This window comes from Paenibacillus sp. PvP094 (assembly GCF_040546835.1).
Lineage (GTDB): Bacteria > Bacillota > Bacilli > Paenibacillales > Paenibacillaceae > Paenibacillus > Paenibacillus illinoisensis.
Genome location: NZ_JBEPOM010000001.1, coordinates 1,239,390 through 1,262,661, shown reverse-complemented (window position 1 = coordinate 1,262,661; position 23,272 = coordinate 1,239,390). Strand labels below are relative to the sequence as shown.

Genomic DNA, 23,272 nt, shown 5'->3' with positions numbered 1-23,272 from the left:
GAGTCGGTGTAAAAAAATTATAAAGCATAAGTTTGAAAAAAGTATGATCACGAAACAAAGCAAAAAACCGGATTGAGCATAGATCAATCCGGTTTTTTGCTATTTCCATCCATTTACCTATGTCCCATCAATCAACGGCAAAATGCACAACGGCACTATATAACATCTTGTTGTGAATGGGGTGGTATGTCACTTGATGCTGAACCTGCTTCACTCGCAGCATTAGCGCTTTGTTGATTCCGATTCGGTCCTCAATCGCCCGCTCCAGTTCTTTGAAGTCATAAGCCTGCAAGCATTCAACTTTGTCTTTAATCATATCCAGTGAAATTTCCATGTTTGATCCAGGCCACCTTCATGTCACGATTTGCAGGTACAAAAGCCTGCCGAGCTTTAATTGTAGAGGAGCTTGTTCGGTTCGGCAAGAGCTGACAGCGAGAATCATTAGAACGATGGAGACGGCTTGATTTATATATGGGGGAGGCAAAGCGGGAGTTGAGTTAGGCTTTGAGACATGACGAATAAACTCGTGCTGAAAATCAGCTTAAGACGTGATAAAATTAAAAAAAGGACAAATGGAGGAAGGGTAACCGATCCAAGTTCCATTGGGTAAATAGCCAAGAGGGGCATCGCCCCTCTTTTTTATGCGAATCCATAGAAATCAGACTTCTGTTCAGGTTAAAATGTATTCGTTTGGACGTAGCATTAACATATAATGCTGTTTGAACTACGCTGCGGTAACATGGTATAAGTGAAGATGGTGTAATTGAAGAAGATGCAGTAACATTCGTACTAAATGGATGAACTAGGGAATGAACAGATATTTACTATTCTCGGGGCCATGTTGGTCCCGGTATATATAGAGGAGTTTTTAAGATGAAAGACAATTTTTGGCGTGAATTGCCACGACCATTTTTTATATTGGCACCGATGGAAGATGTAACAGATGTTGTGTTTCGCCATGTTGTGAGTGCAGCGGCCAGACCGGATGTATTTTTTACGGAGTTTGCGAATACTGAGAGTTACTGTCACCCGGAGGGGAACAAAAGTGTACGTGGGCGTTTGACATTTACAGAGGATGAACAGCCCATGGTAGCTCATATCTGGGGAGATAAGCCGGAATTCTTCCGTGAAATGAGTATTGGTATGGCGAAAGAAGGCTTTAAAGGCATCGACATTAACATGGGTTGTCCTGTAGCCAATGTGGCGGAGAACGGGAAGGGGAGCGGACTGATCTGTCGTCCCGAAACGGCTGCGGAAATTATCCAAGCTGCAAAAGCCGGGGGACTGCCTGTAAGTGTAAAAACAAGACTTGGTTTCACTGAAGTGGACGAATGGCGCGACTGGTTGACCCATATTTTGAAACAAGACATCGTGAATCTCTCGATTCATCTGCGCACAAGAGAAGAAATGAGCAAGGTAGACGCTCACTGGGAACTGATTCCGGAGATTAAAAAGCTTCGTGATGAGGTAGCACCCAATACACTGCTGACCATTAATGGAGATATTCCTGATCGTCAGACCGGCTTGAAGCTCGCTGAGCAATATGGCGTGGATGGCATTATGATCGGGCGTGGTATCTTCCAGAACCCGTTTGCTTTTGAGAAAGAGCCGAAGGAACACACCAGCGAAGAATTGCTTGGTCTGCTGCGGCTTCATCTGGATCTCTATGATCATTATTCCGCACAGGAGCCGCGTTCGTTCAGCCCGCTTGCGCGCTTCTTCAAAATCTATGTTCGTGGATTCCGCGGCGCAAGTGAACTCAGAAACAGCTTAATGAACGCCAAATCCACAAAGGAAGTGCGTACGCTGCTTGATGAGTTCGGTAGCAAGAATCATGATGAGGCAGAGGAACAAGGAAATTAAGTTGCCAAGTTCCGACAAATAGTTGAGATTTATTGGCGGGTTACCAAGAAAAGAAGCGGGAAATATCCCGCTTCTTTTTTTAGCTGCTGTACTTCTATTTTAGTCGTAACACATTCATTGCCCAATCTGTCCACGAATGGGACTCAGGAACTTCAAAGCCGTCTAAACTAGGTGAATTAACGAGAATATTCCGGTTGTGCCATCGTTACCGGTTGAGGATTGTTAAGCACCCATAACACTGCCAATTCGCATAATCTAGCAGGCGCATCATAATCCGATCCATTGCGAAGCCTGCCGACCAAGTTGGTTGCCTCTTGCAGAAGTGCTGGAGCTAATGGCGTACCGGTGCCCAGGTATCGAAGCAGCGCATCCAGCATCTTGAGGTATTGGCCATCCCAATTTCCCCCGCCATTATCCAATACTTCATGAGACACGCGCCCGGTGATGCGGATGACCTCTCCCTGTACCGTTTGAGCATGACCCTTGGGAGGAATGAGATATTCCCACAGCTCTTGGTGCTGCTCGGGCCAGGTGGTTGCCTTTACCTGAATGGGGGCAGTTCCATCATGCATGATCCGATTCGCTACCGGCTCGACACCAAATAGTCGATAAAGCTTGAGAAGCGCGTCTGACACTTCGTCAACGCTGTCTTGATTGAACTCTTCCCGGACGAATTCAAAATCCTTGCCAATTCGCTTTACCGACTCTTTCATAGCAGGGGTGACCGATGCTCCGGCATCCAGCAAAATGGCTGAGATTTCAGACATACTTACAATATCACTATTCCGGCAATTGACTAATCCTTTAGCGAGCGGGGTGTTCCCCTGTTTATTCTCTACGTTGATATCAGCACCTCGGGTTACCAACTCTTGCACCACTGTAGTTCTATACGAATTGACTGCTGAATGCAACGGTGTTTCATTGGTATAATCAACCGCGTCCAGCTCTGCACCCAATTCGAGGAGCAAGGGTACATTTCCTGACCAGTGCGCAGCATGGGCGTGCAATGGCGTACGCTGGTACTTGTCCCGGGCGTTCATATCAGCTCCTTGCTCTACCAGCCATCGAACGGCTTCATCCGAAATCTGTCGGAAACTGAGGGCTGTACCTTTGCTGTAACCCCCGCGGGCATCCCATTCGCATTGCTCAAAGACCTCTTTTACAGCAGTGATATCATTATTTTTAATGAGTTGCTCCATATGGGCGGGTAATGTTGTTTTCTTCTTAGCCATTAACGTCTTCCTCTCCTTTATGAATAGCAACGTACTATCCCATGATAGGCAATGACAGTTTAATAGATATATAATTTCCAGCCATTTTATCACATAGGGGAATTAAAATCCAAAAATAGGAATTCTCCCGTCTGAAGTCTAGCTCCACATCCTGTATCAACCCGAGATGTCAATTCGGTATGCTATGTTATAATTAAGGTAGTAGGCTTTTGAGAAGAGGAGGATTTATGTCCTGGAGTAAATTGAAGCAACAACTGGAGAGCTTCCTTAGCCCGGCATTAGTCGGAAGAGTTGAATACCGCGCAACAAGCTACCGTTATGCACTTGATAAATCAGGAAGCTGTTACCTTTCCGTAGATAAGAAGAACATACTCAATATGAGTGACACAACAACTCCAATCCGCTGGTACCAGACGGAGCAGGAGATCAAGAACGATCCGAATTCTGAAATTCCTGTGGATAACGAAGAGATTGAAGCGATTCGAAAAGAGAGCAAAGGAGCCATTCCGGAGGAACGTCTTCACGTCATTGCAAGAAGCAGAAAAATCTCTGTTCTGGCCAAAGAGCTTTTGTCAGCTCAGTCATCATTAAGCAAATCTAATTTTACGGTTGCAGCGACTACGTTTTTATCAAGACCTATAGAGGAAAGTCTGGAGAGTCAGGATATCTTGCTGAACATTCTGGCTTTGGTAGACAGACGCGTTGGCAAAAAGCGAATTTTGAACATGTCTGAGAAGATCAAGTTAAAGCACCCAGCCGTGCAGTATTTTTATGAACTTCGGCGTAGGACGTTGTGAATTAGTTGAGAGTTAGATGTTTATCGTTTTTATTCTACGCTTGCTAAGCCTTGAATTGAATTCCTCAATTGTCACGTTATAATAAGGGCATGGACAGTTTATAATGCAAAGAGAGCCGTGCGTCAACACGACTCTCGGAGCGATAACCGCTTTTAAGGGCGGTGGGCTTAACAAGAGGATATAACGTCAAGTAGACCGCAACCTTTGCACGGTGGGGCGGTCTACTTGTGTTTATTGGACAGCAGCGCTACAATCAGCGAACCGAAGGTAAGCATCAGCATAATTGCTTCAAACACTGTCACAAGGCATCACCTCCCTTCCGGGAGATTAGCCGACCGCCCATATCAGCCTTTCTATTGCTATCCGATTATACCATAATCTTCATTTCTCTCGATAGGCAATCAAAGTAAACAGGTAGCAAAGGATAAGTGATTTTGCTATAGCTTTTAGCTATAACTAGTTATCTTCTTTTGGTTATTCTTCTAACTCCTTTCCGCGTGCTATGATAGCCCTATACAACGAGGGGGTTATTTACATGACTGATAAGTTCCAGATCGTAGGAAGTTTGTTGCGGCCCGAAGAGCTGCTGACATATAAAACACAAATTGAACATCGTGATGATATCCAGTATCCGTTCTATGAAAATTTTGAAGGATATGCCGAGTGCGAGACCTCAGCGGTGAAAGAGGTCGTGCAAAAGGAAATCGAGCACAACCTGTCGGTTGTTACAGACGGCGAGTTCTCCAAGTCGATGTGGCATCTGGACTTTGTCTGGGGCTTTGACGGAATTGAACGCTATATCGCGGACCACGGCTACTTTTTCCGGGATGTGGACGGAACATCCAAATATGAAACTCGTAAAGATATCGGATTGCGCATTACGGGTGAACTGAGCGGTAAGAACCATCACTTCATTCAACTGTTCAAACAACTGCAGGATACAGCAGGCGATCAGCAAACAAAACTTTGCGTACCTTCACCTTCCCATATCTTCGGAGAGCTGTCCTGGTCGGATAACATCGGCGGTACGAATGCTGTATATCAGAACAAACAGGAGCTCAAGGCGGGTCTTGAGAAGGCATATAAAGAATTCGTAGCGGAATTCGCTGCGGCTGGCGGCAAAATTCTGCAATTCGATGACTGCCTCTGGGAGCTGTTTGCAGACGACAATCCGAACTCTCCGTTTACCGGCGAGCATATTGATCAAGCAGAAGTAGCGGGTCTTGCCACCGAATTTATTGATATTAACAATACCGTAATTGACTTCGGTCACAGCTTGGGCTTGAAAATGTGGACACATAACTGCCGCGGTAACTACGATTCCCGCAACATGGGCGGTGGATCTTATGCGAAAATCGCCAACCTGTTCCTGAAACAATTGAAATATGACCGTTTCTTCCTGGAGTGGGATGATGACCGTGCAGGTTCGATTGAAGCATTGGAAGTGTTCAAGGACAGACCGGAAACGGAGATCGTTCTCGGCCTCCTGTCTTCCAAAACAAGTACACTGGATGATGAAGCACGCGTCATCCGTCTGCTTGACGAAGCATCCAAAATTATTGATAAGGATCGTCTGCTGCTCTCCCATCAATGCGGCTTTGCCTCCTGCGATGGCGGTAACGAGCTGAGCGAGGCTCAGCAATGGGCGAAGATCGACCAAGGTCAACGCATTGCAAAGCAATATTGGAATAACTAAGAGCTGCGGGAAAATTAACGATACTTCATCGTAGTCTCTAAAATTCGAATACGAATCATCTGAGCTTGAAGGGATGACTCAAGGGGCCACAAGTGCCTCGTGAGTCATCTCTTTTTTTTGTGCAGCATTCTCCCACTCAAAACGCAGAAGCCCCGAAAAAGGACGTTGAATATGGCTTTATCTAGCTTTCGTCAGCCGTTCATCAGGCCGAGAAGGACAAATGCTGTGCGCTAACTTGGTTTGAAATGTGGAATCAAACAGGAGAAGCGGCTGCTTACCAAGAAGTTATACTATTCCAGGAATACCCTGTGAAGTATGTTTGTGGAGTTGTTTTGATCACTTATAAAGAGCTTATTAGAGACATGAGGGGAGAGAAAATGATGACAGATAACCATGATCTGATAAATAGAGAACAATTGCTTACAGAGCTGGACTCGCTGGGGTATTCGGACAGAATGAAGCGGATGGCACTTCTGGGGCGCCAGCATGCAGGAGATGCGAATTATTCCGCGCTGCTTGTATCCTTGCTCGAAAGCGGCACCGCCTATGAGGCACATCTGGCCTTGACGGGTGCGGGTGTAGTGAATGACGCCCGTGCGGTTGTACTGGCCCTGCAGCATCCCAAGGCAGGTGTTAGGGGCCGGGCGGCTGGACTACTGCCAGAAGTGGTGACTGACCCGGACTTTTCAATTGAAATCGAAATCACCCTGATGTCATACCACTGCCGCCGCCAATTGCTGCGGAGCATCTTGAATACACATCGTCAGGATTGGGCGGAGCGGCTGCTGCCGATCGTGCTTAACCGCTGGGGAGCACAAGAAGCGGCCTTGTTACTGGCTGTGTGCAGCGAAGAGACGGTACGCAGCAGGCTGCCAGAGCTGGGATATGCGTTACTGAACTGGCGGCTCTTAACGAAGTACCACCCCGATCTGGTGGCAGCGTACTTCAAGAATGCTTTACAGCATGCAACGCACCGGGAGAAGACCCATGTATGGTGGACGCTCTCTTCCGCGATTGAAATACTGAGTTTTTCTAGACCGGCGATTGTGCTGGAATGTGCGCTTACGCTTGGGCCATCGGATACGATTCACCCTGTACTCAAGCAGCAGCTGGGGATTCTGATTCAGGCCAGCCCAGAGGACGTTTTTGAGCTGCTGACACGTGAGGAGACAAGGGAATATCTTCTGAATCATGGCGTTCCGGCAGGTGTTTTGAAAAAAAGAAAATGGTTCACCACAGCGCAGTGGACGACACTGGCTGCATTGCTTGCAGATCAGCCTGTGCACCTGGCCAAGGTGCTGGATACCCTTGCGCCGTCACATCGCGAAGTGATCTTTGATGCGACTTATCAGGAAGATGAGCGGAAGACGCGCATTATCCCTACGCTGCTGCTGGATGTACTGCCACACCAGCTGCGTGACAAGGAAGCTGCCCGCATGTTGGAACTGCGTGACATTCGTGATAATCGGGACGCCATGCTCGAAACGACGGCACGGCTTGGCATCGTTCATGCACGGGAGAAGCTGGAACAAGCCGTTCAGGTGTCTAATAGCGACGAGCGTGCTGCGGCCTATGCCCACCTCATTCGAAGCACAGCACTTTCCCGGCGTGGTATGGATGAGACGCTGCGCTTCCTGACCCGAATCAAGAATGATCAGGATCCGGTACGCTTCATGGTTATGGCTCAGCTCTCCAACTGCCCGGCTCCCATGTTCAAGGAAGAGCATATTGACGATCTGACGGTGCTGGTGGATAGCGTGATTGAAGCCAGAGACACGTCATACGGGACAAGGTCCGCAGTGGAGAGACTGGCTTTTGCCATACTGCGTGAACATGCACTTGAGCCGAAGGGCACCCTATTCAAGTTTGCTCTGAGAACGTTTGGAAGATTGACGATGCGGGACGGACAGTTTGCATTGTACACGATGGATTGGGATAGCATACCGAGTTATGCTCTTGAGGCGTTATTCGATGAGATCTATGCCTTTGGTGTGGAAGCGAACAAGCGCGAAAACACGAGCGTGATTCTGCGCATGGCAGACTTGTTCGGAAAAGCCGTGGATCGGTTACCGAAGCTCCAGCTTCTGCTGGAAGAACTGCTGCAGGCCAAAACGGTGTCTCCACAGGCAGTCCATTACTGGCTGGCACCCTATAAAACCCGGGATACAAGGGTTAGAGAATTGCTGGACAAAGACCCATCCTTCATCTCATTCCATGACGTATTCTTGCATCTGCATCTGAAGCGTCAGGAGTGGCTGGACCCGTTTATCTCGGGGACAATCATCAAAGGCAAGCATTTATCGGGAAAAACAATTTATGTTGTGCCTGCGCATAACGGGTTTCATCGGTGGCTGCCGCGTCAGCAAAAGGCATTCGCTTCCCTGCTGGAACGGGTGGCACTCGACGCCAAACGAAGCTTCCATGAACGTGCATCCGCGATGCGCAGCTTAGCCAGCATGCCCGATTATAGTTCCGACCAACTGGAAGTCCTATTCCAGGATGAGGAAGTGCATGTTGTGGAGGCAGCGCTGTATGCGTACTCGTTATGGGAAGAGCCTGAGAAGGCACTGCCTGTATTGCTAAACAACCTGGATGGAGACCGGGCCCGGGTTGCCATGTACTCGATTCCCAGATGCATGCGCAGGGTCAGTCCGGTGATGTTGACGTCCATGCTGTCCGAGCTGCTCCATCGGGAGAAATTGAAGATCACGGTCAGAAAAGAGGCCATTAGGCTGCTTGGGGCTTATAAAAGTGAAGAGAGCATGGGGCTTCTCATCCGTGAATACAAGAAACCGAATGTACACAAAGACGTGATGATCGCCATAGGCCATGCGGCCAGACAATGGCTGGATGATGAACGCAGCTGGGCCATGATGAGTGCCATGGCTGCTTCCCCGCAGCGCGATATCGCACGAAGCCTGCTTAACCAGTATTCTGGCGGCATTCCCGTAGAAGCCCGGCCAAGGTATTTGCAATTGATTATCGAGATCTCCGGACATGCCGATCCGGTTGTGGCCAGAGAGGCATTCCAAGCGATGAGCCACTGGGTGAATGGAAGTGAAGAGAAGGTGGCAGCTTCGGCCAGTAAAACGATTCTGGATCTGGAGGACAATGCCAGGTGGAAGGCAGCGATGGATACACTCATTGCGGCTTGTCGTGAAGGAAAGGTGAATGATCAGGTCATTAACGTTTGCACACAATTGGCGGGCACGGAGACAAGATCCGAATGGAATGCCGCTTTGGAGAGAGACCTTCCAGAACGGCAGCGTCTGGTCGCATTGATAGACAAGCTAATCTCATTGCCTCCACTTACGAAGCGGGGACTCGTTCCTTTATATACAGGCATCATTGCTGCTCTTCAATCCCAAGAAACTCTGAAACCGGCCGTGATCAAGTTACATTTGGCATTTGTGGAATGGAACGAGGTGGATCAGGCTGCCCTGCAATTGGACCCTGTGATTCAAATGGTGGACAAGCATCCGTATCTATTGGATGTGGCCTACAGGCAGATTAATCGTGCAGCTAATGCCAGTCAGGCGTATTGGAAACCGGAAGCGATTCTGGATCTGGTGGACCATTTGAAAGGCAGGGAGCTGTTTGCGGCCCAATATCTTGGGCTTTCTCTGCTGAAGATTGCGGGAACCGCATTACGGTGGAATCAGGCTTGTGCCGAACGCTTGCGAGCATACCGGAATCATGAGCATGAGGCCATTCGTATGACGGCATTGGATATTTGGACGGCGCTTGAATAGAAAAGACGTTTGGATCGGGTGGTTACAAGGATAGATTGTTCGTTATGAATCTTCTACATGAAGTCATTTTATTTTATCCGGGAGGGGAGCGAGACGATGCTGCATATAAGTAACTTCAAACTCTCTTCTGTCATTTCCAGCAACCCGAATATCTATCCGGATCATGTGTTCAGACACATGGCAGGGGAGGTTCTGCTGTTTGACCGAATCACGGTACTCTACGGCAGTAATGGCTCTGGCAAATCCACTTTGCTGAATCTGATCGCGAACAAGTTGGGAATGGCGGGCGCTGAGCGAATGTCCACTTATGGACACAGCATCTATGTTCAGCGGTTTATTGAGGAAAGCAGCTATCAACTTGGGCAGGATGAACACGAGCATCCCGTATATAACCTGCCCGAGGGGAGCCGGTACATCAAGTCAGAGGATCTGCTATATGAAATCAAAAAAATACAGCAGGAAAGCGTGCTTCGCGAAGGGCTGCTTCATGAGCAATTCGTACAGGGAAAGAGCAAGGGCGAGGTCGAAGAGCTGGAGCAGTCGTATGCTTTTGACAAAAGGATGGATATCATTCGATTCTCGCAGGAGAAGTATTCGAACGGGGAAAGCTCGATGCAGTTTTTTGAGGAGCATTTGCTTCCCGGGCAGCTGTATTTACTGGATGAACCGGAAACGTCATTGTCTCCCGCGAATCAAATCAAGCTGGCTGAACAAATGAATGATCTGGCACGTTACTTCGACAGTCAATTCATTATTGCCACGCATTCTCCCTTTGTTCTGGGCACACTTCATGCGAAGATCTACAATCTCGATGCCAGCATGCTGCAGACGGCAGAGTGGTATGAGCTGGACAATGTACGATTCTTTTACGAGTTTTTTCATAAGCATCAACGGTTGTTTGAATGAATAGGTGTAACATTCTAGTAAGAGGTATCCTGATGTCAGGGTACCTCTTTTTGCTATACATTTTATCAGGTTAGAGCCATAGGGAGCTCTTATGCACTCCTCTGCAATCTACTAATTCATTCCAGCCCAAATCTGCGAGGATATTGTCCCACTTGAATTTTGGCCGTATAACATTGAAATAAAAAGCTGACATAGCAATTAATTGCATTGATTTTTATGCAGATAATTGTATAATCTACTTAATTAACGTTAATTAGAATGGAGAAAAGGGGATGACCATGACCAGAACGAAGCTGAAGGAAGCCGCGCTGAGATTATTTGGGCAGAAGGGCTACGATGGGACGGCATTATCAGAAATTGCGAAGGAGGTCGGCGTCAAAACTCCGGCAATCTACGCCTTTTTTGAGAGCAAGGAAGATCTGTTCATGACGGTCTTCGAAGAATCGATGAGCGCCTACAACGAATATATCCAAGCGATGGCGGAAACCAGCAAAGGAATGAATACGGAGAAAAAACTGCATGCGCTGCTGCTTCGCCAATACGATTTTCACCGAAACAAAACAGAGCTTGCCGTGTTTGCCTTCCGGTATTTGATTTTTCCGCCGGATTTCCTATTGGAAAGAATGCAGGAGGCATTCGGGCGTTTCGATACATTGCTGAGCAGCATTATCGGCGAGATCATGCAGGAAGGTCTGGATCGCGGCGATTTGGCTGCCGTTCCGATGGAGACGCTGGTGGATTCGTTCCTCACCTTGATGGACGGGCTGGGCATGCAATATTACTACTATAAATCGCCTGAGCTGTTCGAACGGAAACTGAAACATGCCTTTGAGATGTTCTGGAGATCCGTCGCAGCATAGGCAATCAACAAGATTGTACAGAAAGCAGAGGGTGGAACATGAGCAACGATACGAAAATAGAAGATTACGAACGGGAACCCGTACCTCAGCATTTACGAAAATCATGGCTGTCGATGGCTCTTGTCTGGATTGCGATCGGGATCGACCTGTCTGCCATGTTTCTGGGAGCGCAGCTCGGCGCAGGCATGAGCATTGGTGACTCGCTTACTGCGGTCATCGTTGGTTCAATCATTTTGGGTATTATCGGGGCTGTGTGCGCCTATGTTGGGGCCAAAACAGGTCTGTCGACGGCCATGATCAGCCGGTTTCTGTTCGGAAACAAAGGGGCTCTCATAGTCTCCGTCATTCTCGGTATTTCATCGCTGGGCTGGTTCGGCGTACAGGTTGGCTTCTTCGCAACCAACTTCCAAACGGCGCTAAGCGAGCTGTGGGGTTGGCATTGGTCACTCTGGGTACTATCGATCATTGGCGGACTGCTCATGATGTCCACGGCAATCTGGGGTTACCGTGCGATTGAAAAACTAAGCGTCTGGTCGGTACCGCTGCTGGTCGTGTTTATTATTGTCGCGCTGGTCATGGCGCTGAACGGCGAAGGTGGCAGCACGGTTTGGGCACCTTTTGAAGGTGAAGCCCTGCCGATGGGAACGGCAATATCGCTGGTTATCGGAATCTTTATCCTGGGTACAGCATTGTCTCCTGACATTGCACGCTGGGCCAAGACACCTAAGCATGCGATTACCGCAGCATTTGTCGGTTTCTTTGTCGGCAACAGCTTCATGACGATCATTGCCATTTTCTTGTCACGGGCGATGGATTCCGACGATCTGACGGGCATTTTCCTGACGCTCGGACTTGGTATTCCCGCCATTATCGTGCTGACACTGGCACAATGGACGACCAATACGAACAATTTGTATTCCGCAGGACTGGGTTTCTCCGTCGTATTCAGACGGATGCCCAAATCCGTCATTACCATCATTGCAGGCTTGATTGCAACAGCACTCGCTTGCTTCGGCATTTATGACCGTTTCACAACGTTCCTGACATATATTACGATGCTTGTTGCACCGCTGGGCGGTATATATACGGCAGAGTATTTGCTGGTGAACAAAAACAGATTCTCGTTTGAAGGGCTGGACAGCAACCGGAGCTGGATTCCTCGCTCCATCGTGGTATGGGTCCTTGCCACATTCTTCGGATTCATGACAACGATGGCTCCGGATGGGCTTGGTTGGTTCCAGGTGACGCAGGTTCCGGCGCTGGACAGCTTCTTGATGGCATTTATCGTACAAGCCATCATAGGCAAATGGGTAGTAAAGAAGGGATGAAAGCATGAACAAGGCAGCAAGATTAACTACACTTGATGAACAGGCTATTGAATATATTGCAATTGGCGCAGCGGTGCTGGGCACAGGCGGCGGGGGCGACCCGCATGTCGGTAAACTGATTGCCATGGAGGCCATCCGCAAGCATGGGCCGGTCCGAATCGTACAGCTTGAAGAACTGGATGATGAAGGACTTATCGTACCGGTATCGATGATTGGTGCACCTACGGTGATGCTGGAGAAAATCCCTTCGGCAGAACAGCTGACCAAGCCGCTGGATCTGATGGAAAGAGAAATTGGGCGCAAAGTGGATGCCGTCATGCCGATCGAGGTCGGTGGCGGCAACTCACTCGTTCCGGTCATTGCGGCGGCGCAGCGCGGAATTCCGCTTGTAGACGCCGATGCGATGGGGCGGGCTTTTCCTGAATCGCAGATGGTCACGTTCCATCTGGAAGGCATCCCGTGCAGTCCGGTAGCGATGGCGGACGAGCGGGGTAACAGCGCTTTGATGCATACAATTGATGGCGTATGGGAAGAGCGCATGGCGCGTGCGCTGACCGTAGAGATGGGTGGTTCTGCTTCCATCTGCGATTATCCGGTATCTGGTGCGCAGGCGAAGCAGAGCGCCATCGGGGGTACGCTGACGCTCGCTTATGAGATCGGGCGGACCCTGTTCGAAGCGAAGCAGCAGAAGCTGAATCCGGTGCGTGAACTGCTCACTAAGCTGAACGGCCATGCCTTGTTCCATGGCAAGGCCGTGGATATCCGCCGCCGTATGGATGGCGGTTTTACACGGGGCGAAGCGGTATTTGAAGGCACCGGGGAGAACAAGGGTAAAACGATGCGGCTGTTCTTCCAAAACGAGTTTTTGCTCGCTACCGTTGACGACCAACCGCTGGCGATTACGCCTGATCTGATCACACTGTTGGACCAGGATACGGGTATGCCGGTAACGACGGAGAATCTGAAGTATGGTGCCCGGGTGACGGTAGCAGGCTTGCCATGCGATGACAAATGGCGTACACCAAAAGGTATTGAGACGGCGGGGCCGCGATACTTCGGATACGATTTCGACTATGTGCCGATTGAGACGTTGGTTTTGAAAGGAGGTGCGGCGCAATGACCAAGGGTACGATGACTGAACCAAACACAAACCAGGTTTACCGGATCGGCATTGATGTAGGGGGCACGAATACGGACGCCGCCCTGCTCGATTCCAACTTGCACTGCGTGCACAAGGTCAAGGTCCATACGACTGCTGACGTGAACGAAGGCATTGTAGAGGCTGTTCGCCGCCTGCTGCAGGAGAGCGGCGTGAACGGCGCAGACATTCGCTACGCAATGCTTGGCACCACGCACTGCACGAATGCCATCGTGGAACGCAAGCATCTCGGCCGTGTTGGCCTGATTCGTATCGGCGCACCGGCAACAACAGCCGTTCCCCCGCTTGCTGGCTGGGAAGAATCGCTGCGGTCAGCGGTTGGACCGCATAGCTATATCGCATCTGGCGGTTATGAGTATGATGGACGTAAGATCGCGAGTCTGGATGAAGCCGAGATTGCTGAACTGGCCAACCTGATGAAGGGCGAAGTTGACGCTGTAGCGGTGTGTGGGGTCTTTGCCCCGGTGAACCGTGACCAAGAGAAGCGGGTTGGCAAGATCATCCGCGAAGTGCTGGGTGCTGACATGCCAGTTACCTATTCCAGTGAGATTGGCAGCATCGGACTCCTTGAGCGGGAGAATGCATCTGTGCTGAACGCGGCACTGCTGCAAGTCATTGCGGGTGTCGTACGCGGCTTTGAAGAAGCGCTGAACGGCTTCGGCATCCATGCGCAGCTTTACATTTGCCAGAATGACGGCACGTTGATGAAGAGCGAATATGCGCTCCGTTATCCGATTCTGACGATTGCCTGCGGACCGACGAATTCCATTCGGGGCGCTGCACACCTGTCCGGTCTGACGGATGCGCTGGTCGTTGACATTGGCGGTACAACAACGGATATTGGTGTGCTTGTACAAGGCTTCCCACGCCAATCGTCGGCTGCGGTGGATATCGGCGGCATTCGCACGAATTTCCGGATGCCGGACATTTTGTCCATTGGTCTCGGCGGCGGTACCATTGTCCGGTTGGATGACGCTGGCGGCGTAACGGTTGGCCCCGACAGCGTTGGCTATGAGCTGACGAAACGGGCCCGCATCTTCGGCGGTGATACGCTGACAACGACGGACGTGGCGGTGAAGCTGGGCCGGGCCGTATGGCCGGGCACCAACGCGGATGCAGTGGACGAAGCCGTATGCCTCAAGGTGGATGCAGTCATGCAGCAGAGCCTGGAGGACGCCATTGACCGGATGAAAACGAGCGCTGATCCGGTGGATGTCATTCTGGTCGGCGGCGGTAGCCTGCTGGTGCCGGAGACGCTCGCCGGGTCGAGCCGAATCATCCGGCCAGACAACTATGATGCGGCGAATGCGATCGGCGCAGCACTGGGAGAGGTTAGCGGCGAGTCGGAGCGTATCTATTCACTGGACGACTGGAAATATGACGACGTCATGCAGGATGCCAAGGAAAGCGCCGTGAACGAGGCAACGGCAGCTGGAGCGAACCCGGAGACGGTTCAGATTGTGTCTGTCGAGGATATTCCGATTGCCTATTTGCCAGGTAACGCACTGCTCGTGAAAGTGAAAGCTGCGGGTAAGCTATAGTACCATAAACGATATGCCCTCTATGCTCGACAGCATGATCTGCTGCATGAGAAGCGTGCATGCCATAATTAGTCAGGCATTCATCTAACGCTGCTCAGCCCGGAATGATGCATAAACAGAATAATATGAATATGAACTGGTGGTACGGATCAAATTCCGTATCACCATTTTTATTTAAGAGGATGGTTTTCCTGATGAACCGGGATTAAGAAATGCAGGGAAACTGCAGATCCATACTCCAGTGGATAGCGTTCTTTTTTTGATATCACCGTAATGCTGCAGGTTCGGGAAAAGGAAAATAAGCACAATGAAGTAAGATGTTTATTTCAAGGAAATGCCCTCGACTCGGGTATCTAAATATGCCACAATAGAGGATCAGGTGCACGGGAGAATGGACCCGCAGGCACAGTAATGCAAGCCGCAAATCGCTAACAAAATGATGCTCAATAATTTATACTAAATAAGCCAGAATATATCGAAGGAGCTGCCGAGTCCGCTATGAACAAAAAAGAAGTTGCCAACATCCGCAAGCAATTCAAAATGGATCACGATCTACTGAATATTTACGATATCCTCAATGTCTATATTACGAAGGAAACGAATGAAGTCTACCACTGGGAGCGCCATCCGTTTGAACTGGTGGACCGGGAGAAGCAGGAGTTATACATGGGGAATTTCAAGAAACTGCTGACCGGTGAACTGGATCAAAAATTGTTCGAACTGAAGTTTCAGGAAGAAGCCGAAGAGCCTGCGCAGGTACTGCTTCATCAAGCACTCGTAACGGGTGATCCGGAAGAATGGCAGGACATGATGCTGCTGCTCGTGGACCGAATGCTGGCGGATGCCAAGTATGAGCGGGACATGGTGGTCACGTTTGTTCGGGGACAGTATTATTTGCCGACGAAGGCGAGAAACGATGAAGCGGAAGAAAGCGAGAAGAATGAGGTGTTTGCCCATCCATTCATCTTATGCAGTGTGAACTCCACGGAGAAACAGCGGAAGACACTCTTGTTCGATTATGTGGAGCGGGAGTTCAAGTACAATGTCATTGTCGATCCGATTATCAAGTTAAGCACGCCGGAGCAAGGATTCCTGTACCCTAGCGTGACGGACAACTATTCCGATGTGAATCGGATTTTGTACTGTACGGGAAAATCGAATTTCCCGGATCCGCATTTTGTCGAACAGGTATTGAACGGAGAAAGATCCGTGACGGCACTGGAAGAGCGAGCAATCTTTGAAGATATCGTCAAGGAAGTGGCTGGGGAAGAGCTCGATTCAGCTACCATTGCTCAGGTGTACGAAGAGATTAACCGGGTGATTGAAATTAACGAAGAATCGAAGGAGGAAGAGCCTCCGAAGCTGGATTACAAAGATCTGGAGCGTGTTCTGAACGCAAGCGGTGTTGAGGATGTGACGACCGAGAAGGTGGAACGGGCATTCGAAACGATCGTGGACAATAAAAACTATGAGATGAAAGCGACCAGCGTTATGCCGAAGTTTACTTCCAAGTCCATCAAGATCGAAACCAAGGTCGCTACGATTTCGATCAGCCCGCAGGATTTGAGATACGTCAAGCAGGTGAATTTCCAAGGGAAACGCTGCATCATGATTGAAGTGGACGAAGATGTTGCGATTGAAGGCTTTACGCTGGCGTCAGAGACACTTATCCAATAAAAAAGCTTTAACGCAGGCAGGAGATGACTTACGATGAACAGACTGCTTATGATCCTGATTGCGGCCGCAACGATGTTGACGGCTTGCCAATCGAACCAGACGGATACCGTGAACCCCTCGGGGAGCAGCGACCAATCCGCACAGACCGAGACGGCGCAGCCAAACAACGAACCAACCGAAGAAAGTACAAGCCAGAGCGAGTGGTCTTCGCTTCCCGAATATGACATGATTGTTCAGAAGATCGATTCCCAGGATTATACCTTTCGAACGGTAACCGATAATGAAAATGAAAGGATTCTCTTACTCACGAACCAAGATGGTGAGGAGAAATACAAGACCATTTTTATCAAAAACACAACTCGTCTTAAAATCATTGACATTGATGGAGGCGGACAGCTCTTCAACGATGTTCTGGAATAGCTGGAAGAATGGAAAAGACCACAATCCCTTAGTCGGATCGTGGTCTTTTTGTTTTTTATGTCCGAGCAATTCAAGGCCAGCCAAAGTGAAATCCTTCTTGAGGCTGATGCTGGAATACATCGCTTGTCGGGTGTCTCTTGCACGGTAAGGTGTAACATGGAGAATAGCGCATCACGGCCAACTGAAAATTCATTGCGAGGAGATGTAAGAGTGAAAACGTTTATTGAGTTCAGGAAGGTAACGAAAGAATACCAAGTTGGGGAAGTCCGGATCAAAGCTCTGGACGGCGCGGAATTTTCCATATCAGAAGGAGAGTTCGTCGTTATTTTGGGTGCAAGCGGTGCCGGTAAAAGTACGATTCTGAATATACTTGGCGGTATGGATACGGCGACTTCTGGTCAAGTGACCGTTGGGGATCAGGACATTGCCACATGGGATGAAAAAAAGTTAACGACCTATCGTGGAGAAAAAGTTGGTTTTGTATTTCAGTTCTATAACTTGATCCCGAACTTGAACGCATTGGAAAATGTTGAATTTGCCACAGAAGTAGGTAAGAATCAGCTAAATGCCGCAGATATTTTACATCAAGTCGGATTGAAGCATCGCATGAAAAGCTTTCCTTCCCAGCTCTCTGGAGGTGAACAACAACGAGTTGCGATCGCCAGAGCTGTTGCGAAAAATCCTTTACTTCTGCTCTGCGACGAGCCAACTGGCGCATTGGATTATGTTACAGGCAAATCTGTCCTCAAGCTTCTTCAAGATGTGAACAGGCAAATGAAAAAATGCGTCGTTCTGGTCACTCATAATACGGCGATTGCTCCTATGGCCGACAAAATAATCAGAGTCAAAAGTGGGAAAATCGAAAGTGTAACGATAAATGATAATAAACAAAGCGTTGAAAGCATTGAATGGTGATGGTGATGACGAAATTAGCAGTGAAGCTCCTTAGGGACATTAAACAATCTTTCGTTCAATTTACAGCCTTGGCATTGGTAATCGCAGTAGGGGCTTTTTTTTATGCAGGACTGAATAGTTATAGCAAGGAGCAGCGTGCTTATGTACAAACTTATTATACAGAGCACAATTTAAGTGACTTAAATGTTTATTACGATCATATTTCCAGTGCAGATGCTGCTCGTTTAAGTGAAGTGGAAGGCATTAATAGAATCGAAGCACGGTACACTACGGATGCAACGCAGCATGTTGAAGGTGGCACTACCTCATTGAAAATCCATTCAATTCCCGCAGACAACCACATCAATACATCTACGATTATCGAGGGACACATTCCGTCCAATAAAAATGAGATCATCATGGATTCCCATTACGCCCAAGAACATCATTATCAGGTCGGTGATACGATCCGTATGATTGCGAATGATAGAGAGCTTGCGTTTAAGATCAGCGGTTTGGTCGAAAATGTTGAATATGTGAAAAAGAATGCGACACAAGACCATAAAACCTACGGATTTGCTTATGTTGCCGAAGAGGCGATCACCGAAGTATCAGGGACAGGTAACGTGGTCTATAATGAACTTCTCATTGATGCCAGCGAAGGCTATGATGTGGATCAGTTGGGCCAAGTCATCGAAAGGCAATCCAAGGGTCTTTCTTATCTAGATCAACGCAGCAAAGAGCGGTCATTCGGTTACGCTCAAATTCATCAAACCATTTATAACAACAGCATGATGAGCAGGGTGATTCCCTTGGTGCTCTTTTTGATCTCTGCCATTATCCTGTTTCTTACGATGTCCAGAACGATTGATTCGCATCGACATCAAATTGGGATTATGAAAGCTCTGGGGATCAAGGACAGAAACATTATGCTTCATTACATGGGATACCCTGTGCTAATAAGTATTGTTGGGTCGATCATGGGGTGTATCATTGCAGCTAACGTATTTATTCCTTTGGTGACTGCGTCCAGTTCAACGTCATATTCATTGCCTGGCATCTCGTTTTCGCTTTCATTATTTTCGGTCATACCACCTATTATTTTTTCCTGTTTTTTCGGACTCCTGTCCGTTTACTTTAGCGGGAGAAGCGTACTGAAGGAACGTGCAGCACACGCGATGCGTCCCAAACCACCTCAAAAGATGAAGAAGCTGTTAATCGAACGATTTCCGGGGATCTGGAACCGGACTTCCTACAACCATAAGCTCATTTTGAGAAACCTGTTTTTAAATAAAAGAAAAGCGCTGGCAAGCTCCATTGGCATCATTGCAAGCACCGTATTGTTGATTACTGCATTGGGTACGCAATCTGCCTTGCAAAAAATAGCCAACCAAGTCGAAGAGGTATACACCTATGACTTTAAAGTGGATTATAAGACAGATTCATCGTTGGAAGCATTACAGCTGCCTTCCGGCATCAAACAATCATTTTTGTTGTCTACCTTTCCTGTTGAATTCATAAAAGGGAAGGATAAAGAAAAACGCAACGTTGATTGTAACAGAAGAAGAAAACCATCTCATTCGTTTCCATGACGAGAACGGGAATGAAGTATTGTTGCAGCATAATGGCGTGCTTGTGCCCAAATCTTATGCCGACCATTACAACATTGCAGAGGGCGATACCATTCAAATCAAGTTCACCAAACCAGGGCTTCACAATCAATCCGTTGATATGAAGGTTATACAAATTTCCTCTCAGTTCAACAATCCGTCCTTTTATATCACGCCAGACTACTTGAAAAGCTTTCACATCGACTATACACCGACCTCACTTTTGGTTGAAGCGAATAATGGTGCGGATCTTTCCGACATTCGAAGCTTCTTCGAACAGGATCAGCAAGTAGATACCATAGCGGACAAGACGGATTTGAAGGAATCGGCCCAGTATATTTTGAAACAAAATCGCTTTATGTTCATCATGTTTGTCATTAGTGCTGTGGTGCTCTCTTTTGGCGCTGTATACACGATATCTTCCATAAACATATACGAACGTAAACGTGAACTTGCGACGCTTAAGGTATTGGGCTATCCCAAAAACAAAATAAACAGGCTCATTTTTGTTGAAAACGTTATACTAACGGCCTTTGCGGTTGTTGTAGCGCTGCCTATGGGAGTTCATTTTTATACCCTAGTCGTACAGGCGTTGTCGAGTACCCACCAACAGATTCCGGATCAGTTAAATCTTATTGTCATGTTGATAGCGGTTCTTCTAGCGTTTGTGCTGACCATTCTGTGCAACTTGCTGCTACGATTAAAAGTTACCAAGATCAATATGATTGAATCGTTAAAAAGTATAGAATAAAATGGTGAAAAGAAGAGAATACAAGTTCTGATTTACAAGTAGTTGCATGCTCAGAAACGGAATGTGACTGCTTTGTTTATTATTAAGATCAATATGAAGGAGCGCAGCGTAATGAATTTGGAAGAAGTGATGCAGGAGCTTGAGGCACTTGGCAAGGAGCGCACGAAAAAGATATACATGTCAAATGGTGCACATGAACCACTCTTCGGCGTGGCTACAGGGGCGATGAAGCCGATCGCCCGCAAAATCAAAAAGGATCAGGCGTTGGCTGAGCAGTTGTACGCAACCGGGAATTACGATGCGATGTATTTTGCGGGTGTTATTGCTGATCCAAAAGCGATGACGGAAGCGGATTTCGACCGTTGGATCGAGGACGCGTATTTTTACATGATCTCTGATTTCATCGTTGCTGTCACGCTTTCCGAGACGGATATCGCCCAGCAAGTGGCGGATAAATGGATCGCCAGCGGTGAAGAGCTGAAAATGTCGGCAGGCTGGAGCTGTTATTGCTGGTTGTTAGGCAATCGTCCGGACAGCGAGTTCTCCGAGGATAAGCTGAGCGCGATGTTGGAAGACGTGCAAGCGAAGATCCATCAAGCTCCCGAACGAACCCAATATTCAATGAATAATTTCGTATACACTGTGGGGGTTTCCTACGTTCCGCTGCATGACAAGGCCGTTGAAACAGCGAAGGCCATTGGTCCCGTCGAAGTTCAGAAGGACAAGCCAAAGAGCAAGTTCCTGAATGCTTCCGAAACCATTCAAACTGCCGTAGAAAAAAGTCGGATTGGTTTCAAACGCAAGTATGTAAGATGTTAAAGGAAGACAACGCATGTGTTTTTATCTGGATCTTACTTGACAAAAATACATTATTTTCAAGTAGTTGTTGACAATCCTACAGCTCTAAAATATAGTAAACACATCAGATTAATGTAAATTTGTAGATGTTCAAATTTTAACCATTGAATGGAAGCTGACTGGTTTATCCAGAGGCTCAGAGGGCAGCGCTAGACGTTGTCAGCTGAGCCTTTTTTGCTTAAGTACCCCAATATAATGAGAGAGGTGAAGCGAATGGCTGCTGCTGAAAAAATCAGATTTGAGAGTGTCACCAAAACGTTCACGGTCCGCGATCCCAAGCAAAAGGAAGCAACTCAGGCATTTACTGCTGTAAAAGACCTGGACTTTTCGGTAAGAAAAGGCGAGTTTATCACCATCGTGGGTCCGAGTGGCTGCGGAAAATCAACCTTGCTTGATATGATCAGTGGACTATCCTCACCGACACAAGGACGCATTTTAATTGATGGCCAAACCATTACTGGCCCAGGGCTTGACCGTGGCATTGTCTTTCAGCAGTACGCTTTATTTCCGTGGAAGACGGCACGCGGCAATATTGAATTTGGTTTGGAAGCCAAGGGTATTCCGAAGCAGGAGCGTAAGGAGCAGGTGGAGCATTTTCTGTCGCTAGTGGGACTTACTCACTTCGGAGACCGTTATCCGCATGAGCTATCCGGGGGGATGAAGCAGCGTATAGCTATTGCCAGAAGCCTTGCCTTTAATCCGGATGTCTTATTGATGGATGAGCCCTTTGCTGCATTGGATGCCCAGACACGTGAATCCCTGCAAAGTGAACTTTTACGTATTTGGCAGAAGACCCAGAAGACCATCATTTTTATTACACATGGTATTGATGAGGCCGTTTATCTTGGAGAGCGAGTCGTCGTATTGACGCCAGGACCCGGTATGGTGAGACAAATTGTGGATATTCCGCTTCAATCACGATTGGAGGATGCGGATATTCGCTCCCATCCCGACTTTGTGAAGGCCCGCCATGAAGTATGGAGTCTGCTGCATGAACCTGAATACCGCGGTGCTTATATCTAATTGATCAAAGGAGTGTATTCCCATCGAATCTGTAAAGACTGCCCATTCAACCCTACGGCTTGGTAAACGAAGTCCTGCTGCCTTTTCTGGTGTGCTGAAGTTGTTCAAACAGTCGATTGTGTTAATTGCCTTGGTCTTACTGTGGGAGATCGCACCAAGGACAGGCTTGGTAGATGCAGCATTTTTCCCTGCTTTTTCCGAGGTCATTCGGGCATTATGGAGTTTGATCATCTCAGGTGAGCTTTTCACTCACTTTCTGGCAAGCATCATTCGTTCATTCAGTGGTTTCGCCTTAGCCTTACTTATTGCAATCCCATTAGGATTACTGATTGGCTGGTATCCATTAGCCAGACAGCTGTTGAATCCCGTGCTGGAATTGTTTCGAAATACTGCTGCATTAGCGCTGCTTCCGGTATTCATGCTATTGCTGGGAATCGGTGAAACCTCCAAGATTGCGATCGTCCTCTTTGCCTGCACATGGCCCATTCTTCTCAATACGATTGCTGCTGTCGGCAGCGTTGATCCCTTGCTGATCAAGGCAGCAAGATCGATGAATATTAAGTCCTTCAGATTATTCCTTAAGGTCATTTTGCCGGCATCGGTTCCCACGATTTTTACCGGTATTCGCATGGCAGGGACAGGGGCAATCCTGGTACTCATAGCTGCTGAAATGGTAGGAGCCAAGGAAGGCTTGGGTTATCTCATTACGTATTCCCAGTATAACTTCCAGATTCCTCAGATGTATGCCGGGATATTAACCATTGCTTTGCTGGGGTTATTAATCAACCAAGGGCTCAGCATGCTGGAACGTAAATTTTCCAAATGGAAACAGCAAGTGAATGAATAGTTCTGTTCGAATATTCCCTCATTATTTTTTTATCATTAATCCTTACTAAATCAATTGA

The 23,272-nt window shown here is 48.1% G+C and carries 18 protein-coding genes and 1 pseudogene; 16 read left to right on the top strand and 3 right to left on the bottom strand.

Translation table 11 applies throughout. The annotated features are described in order from the left end of the window. Nucleotides 1-127 precede the first annotated feature (127 nt). Nucleotides 128-334 (bottom strand): DUF2536 family protein, encoded by a 207-nt coding sequence (locus ABIC22_RS05925; RefSeq protein ID WP_127538359.1) that lies wholly within the window; start codon nucleotides 332-334, stop codon nucleotides 128-130. 539 nt (nucleotides 335-873) lie between these two features. On the opposite strand from ABIC22_RS05925, the gene ABIC22_RS05920 reads away from it, so the two are divergent. Next, nucleotides 874-1,863 (top strand): tRNA dihydrouridine synthase, encoded by a 990-nt coding sequence (locus ABIC22_RS05920; protein WP_354479290.1) that lies wholly within the window; start codon nucleotides 874-876, stop codon nucleotides 1,861-1,863. A gap of 176 nt (nucleotides 1,864-2,039) precedes the next feature. On the opposite strand, the gene ABIC22_RS05915 is transcribed toward ABIC22_RS05920, so the two are convergent. Then, nucleotides 2,040-3,125 (bottom strand): ankyrin repeat domain-containing protein, encoded by a 1,086-nt coding sequence (locus ABIC22_RS05915; RefSeq protein WP_354479287.1) that lies wholly within the window; start codon nucleotides 3,123-3,125, stop codon nucleotides 2,040-2,042. A gap of 197 nt (nucleotides 3,126-3,322) precedes the next feature. Between ABIC22_RS05915 and ABIC22_RS05910 the strand changes: the two genes are divergently transcribed. Next, entirely contained in the window at nucleotides 3,323-3,892 is a 570-nt protein-coding gene (locus ABIC22_RS05910) for an SF0329 family protein (RefSeq protein ID WP_127538361.1), read from the top strand. A 221-nt stretch (nucleotides 3,893-4,113) separates the two neighbouring features. On the opposite strand, the gene ABIC22_RS05905 is transcribed toward ABIC22_RS05910, so the two are convergent. Further along, entirely contained in the window at nucleotides 4,114-4,188 is a 75-nt protein-coding gene (locus tag ABIC22_RS05905) for a putative holin-like toxin (protein ID WP_354485870.1), read from the bottom strand. Between the two features lie 239 nt (nucleotides 4,189-4,427). Here ABIC22_RS05905 and ABIC22_RS05900 point away from each other — a divergent pair, with 239 nt between their 5' ends. The 14 genes and pseudogenes from ABIC22_RS05900 to ABIC22_RS05835 all read left to right on the top strand — a co-directional run bounded on the left by ABIC22_RS05900 (nucleotide 4,428) and on the right by ABIC22_RS05835 (nucleotide 23,214). Next, nucleotides 4,428-5,588, top strand: coding sequence for a cobalamin-independent methionine synthase II family protein (locus ABIC22_RS05900; RefSeq protein ID WP_354479284.1), 1,161 nt, complete (start codon nucleotides 4,428-4,430; stop codon nucleotides 5,586-5,588). A 377-nt stretch (nucleotides 5,589-5,965) separates the two neighbouring features. Then, a complete protein-coding gene (locus tag ABIC22_RS05895) occupies nucleotides 5,966-9,340 on the top strand; it encodes a HEAT repeat domain-containing protein (protein WP_354479281.1) in 3,375 nt (1,124 codons plus the stop codon). A 96-nt stretch (nucleotides 9,341-9,436) separates the two neighbouring features. After that, on the top strand, nucleotides 9,437-10,246 hold the full coding sequence (locus ABIC22_RS05890) for an AAA family ATPase (RefSeq protein ID WP_354479278.1): 810 nt from the start codon (nucleotides 9,437-9,439) through the stop codon (nucleotides 10,244-10,246). A 272-nt stretch (nucleotides 10,247-10,518) separates the two neighbouring features. Next, a complete protein-coding gene (locus tag ABIC22_RS05885; protein WP_281280804.1) occupies nucleotides 10,519-11,106 on the top strand; it encodes a TetR/AcrR family transcriptional regulator in 588 nt (195 codons plus the stop codon). Nucleotides 11,107-11,144: 38 nt separating this feature from the next. Next, a complete protein-coding gene (locus ABIC22_RS05880) occupies nucleotides 11,145-12,434 on the top strand; it encodes a cytosine permease (protein ID WP_354479275.1) in 1,290 nt (429 codons plus the stop codon). A 4-nt stretch (nucleotides 12,435-12,438) separates the two neighbouring features. Beyond that, nucleotides 12,439-13,554, top strand: a complete 1,116-nt coding sequence (locus ABIC22_RS05875) for an S-methyl thiohydantoin desulfurase family protein (protein WP_354479272.1) — start codon at nucleotides 12,439-12,441, stop codon at nucleotides 13,552-13,554. Beyond that, nucleotides 13,551-15,134: an ROK family protein gene (locus tag ABIC22_RS05870; RefSeq protein WP_354479269.1), complete on the top strand. Its 1,584-nt coding sequence runs from the start codon at nucleotides 13,551-13,553 to the stop codon at nucleotides 15,132-15,134. The genes ABIC22_RS05875 and ABIC22_RS05870 overlap by 4 nt, the downstream gene beginning before the upstream one ends. A gap of 498 nt (nucleotides 15,135-15,632) precedes the next feature. Next, on the top strand, nucleotides 15,633-16,811 hold the full coding sequence (locus ABIC22_RS05865) for a DUF4317 family protein (RefSeq protein WP_154892986.1): 1,179 nt from the start codon (nucleotides 15,633-15,635) through the stop codon (nucleotides 16,809-16,811). A gap of 33 nt (nucleotides 16,812-16,844) precedes the next feature. Continuing rightward, nucleotides 16,845-17,231, top strand: a complete 387-nt coding sequence (locus ABIC22_RS05860) for a hypothetical protein (RefSeq protein ID WP_354479265.1) — start codon at nucleotides 16,845-16,847, stop codon at nucleotides 17,229-17,231. Nucleotides 17,232-17,441: 210 nt separating this feature from the next. Continuing rightward, nucleotides 17,442-18,146: an ABC transporter ATP-binding protein gene (locus ABIC22_RS05855; RefSeq protein ID WP_354479262.1), complete on the top strand. Its 705-nt coding sequence runs from the start codon at nucleotides 17,442-17,444 to the stop codon at nucleotides 18,144-18,146. Nucleotides 18,147-18,151: 5 nt separating this feature from the next. Then, nucleotides 18,152-20,486, top strand: a pseudogene (locus tag ABIC22_RS05850) (ABC transporter permease). Between the two features lie 111 nt (nucleotides 20,487-20,597). Beyond that, complete coding sequence (locus ABIC22_RS05845; RefSeq protein ID WP_354479259.1) at nucleotides 20,598-21,305, top strand: DNA alkylation repair protein; 708 nt, start codon at nucleotides 20,598-20,600, stop codon at nucleotides 21,303-21,305. A 252-nt stretch (nucleotides 21,306-21,557) separates the two neighbouring features. After that, nucleotides 21,558-22,367 carry an ABC transporter ATP-binding protein gene (locus ABIC22_RS05840; RefSeq protein WP_193723337.1) on the top strand — a complete coding sequence of 270 codons (810 nt, stop codon included), beginning with the start codon at nucleotides 21,558-21,560 and terminating at the stop codon, nucleotides 22,365-22,367. 91 nt (nucleotides 22,368-22,458) lie between these two features. Next, nucleotides 22,459-23,214, top strand: a complete 756-nt coding sequence (locus tag ABIC22_RS05835; protein WP_246058347.1) for an ABC transporter permease — start codon at nucleotides 22,459-22,461, stop codon at nucleotides 23,212-23,214. Nucleotides 23,215-23,272 lie beyond the last annotated feature (58 nt).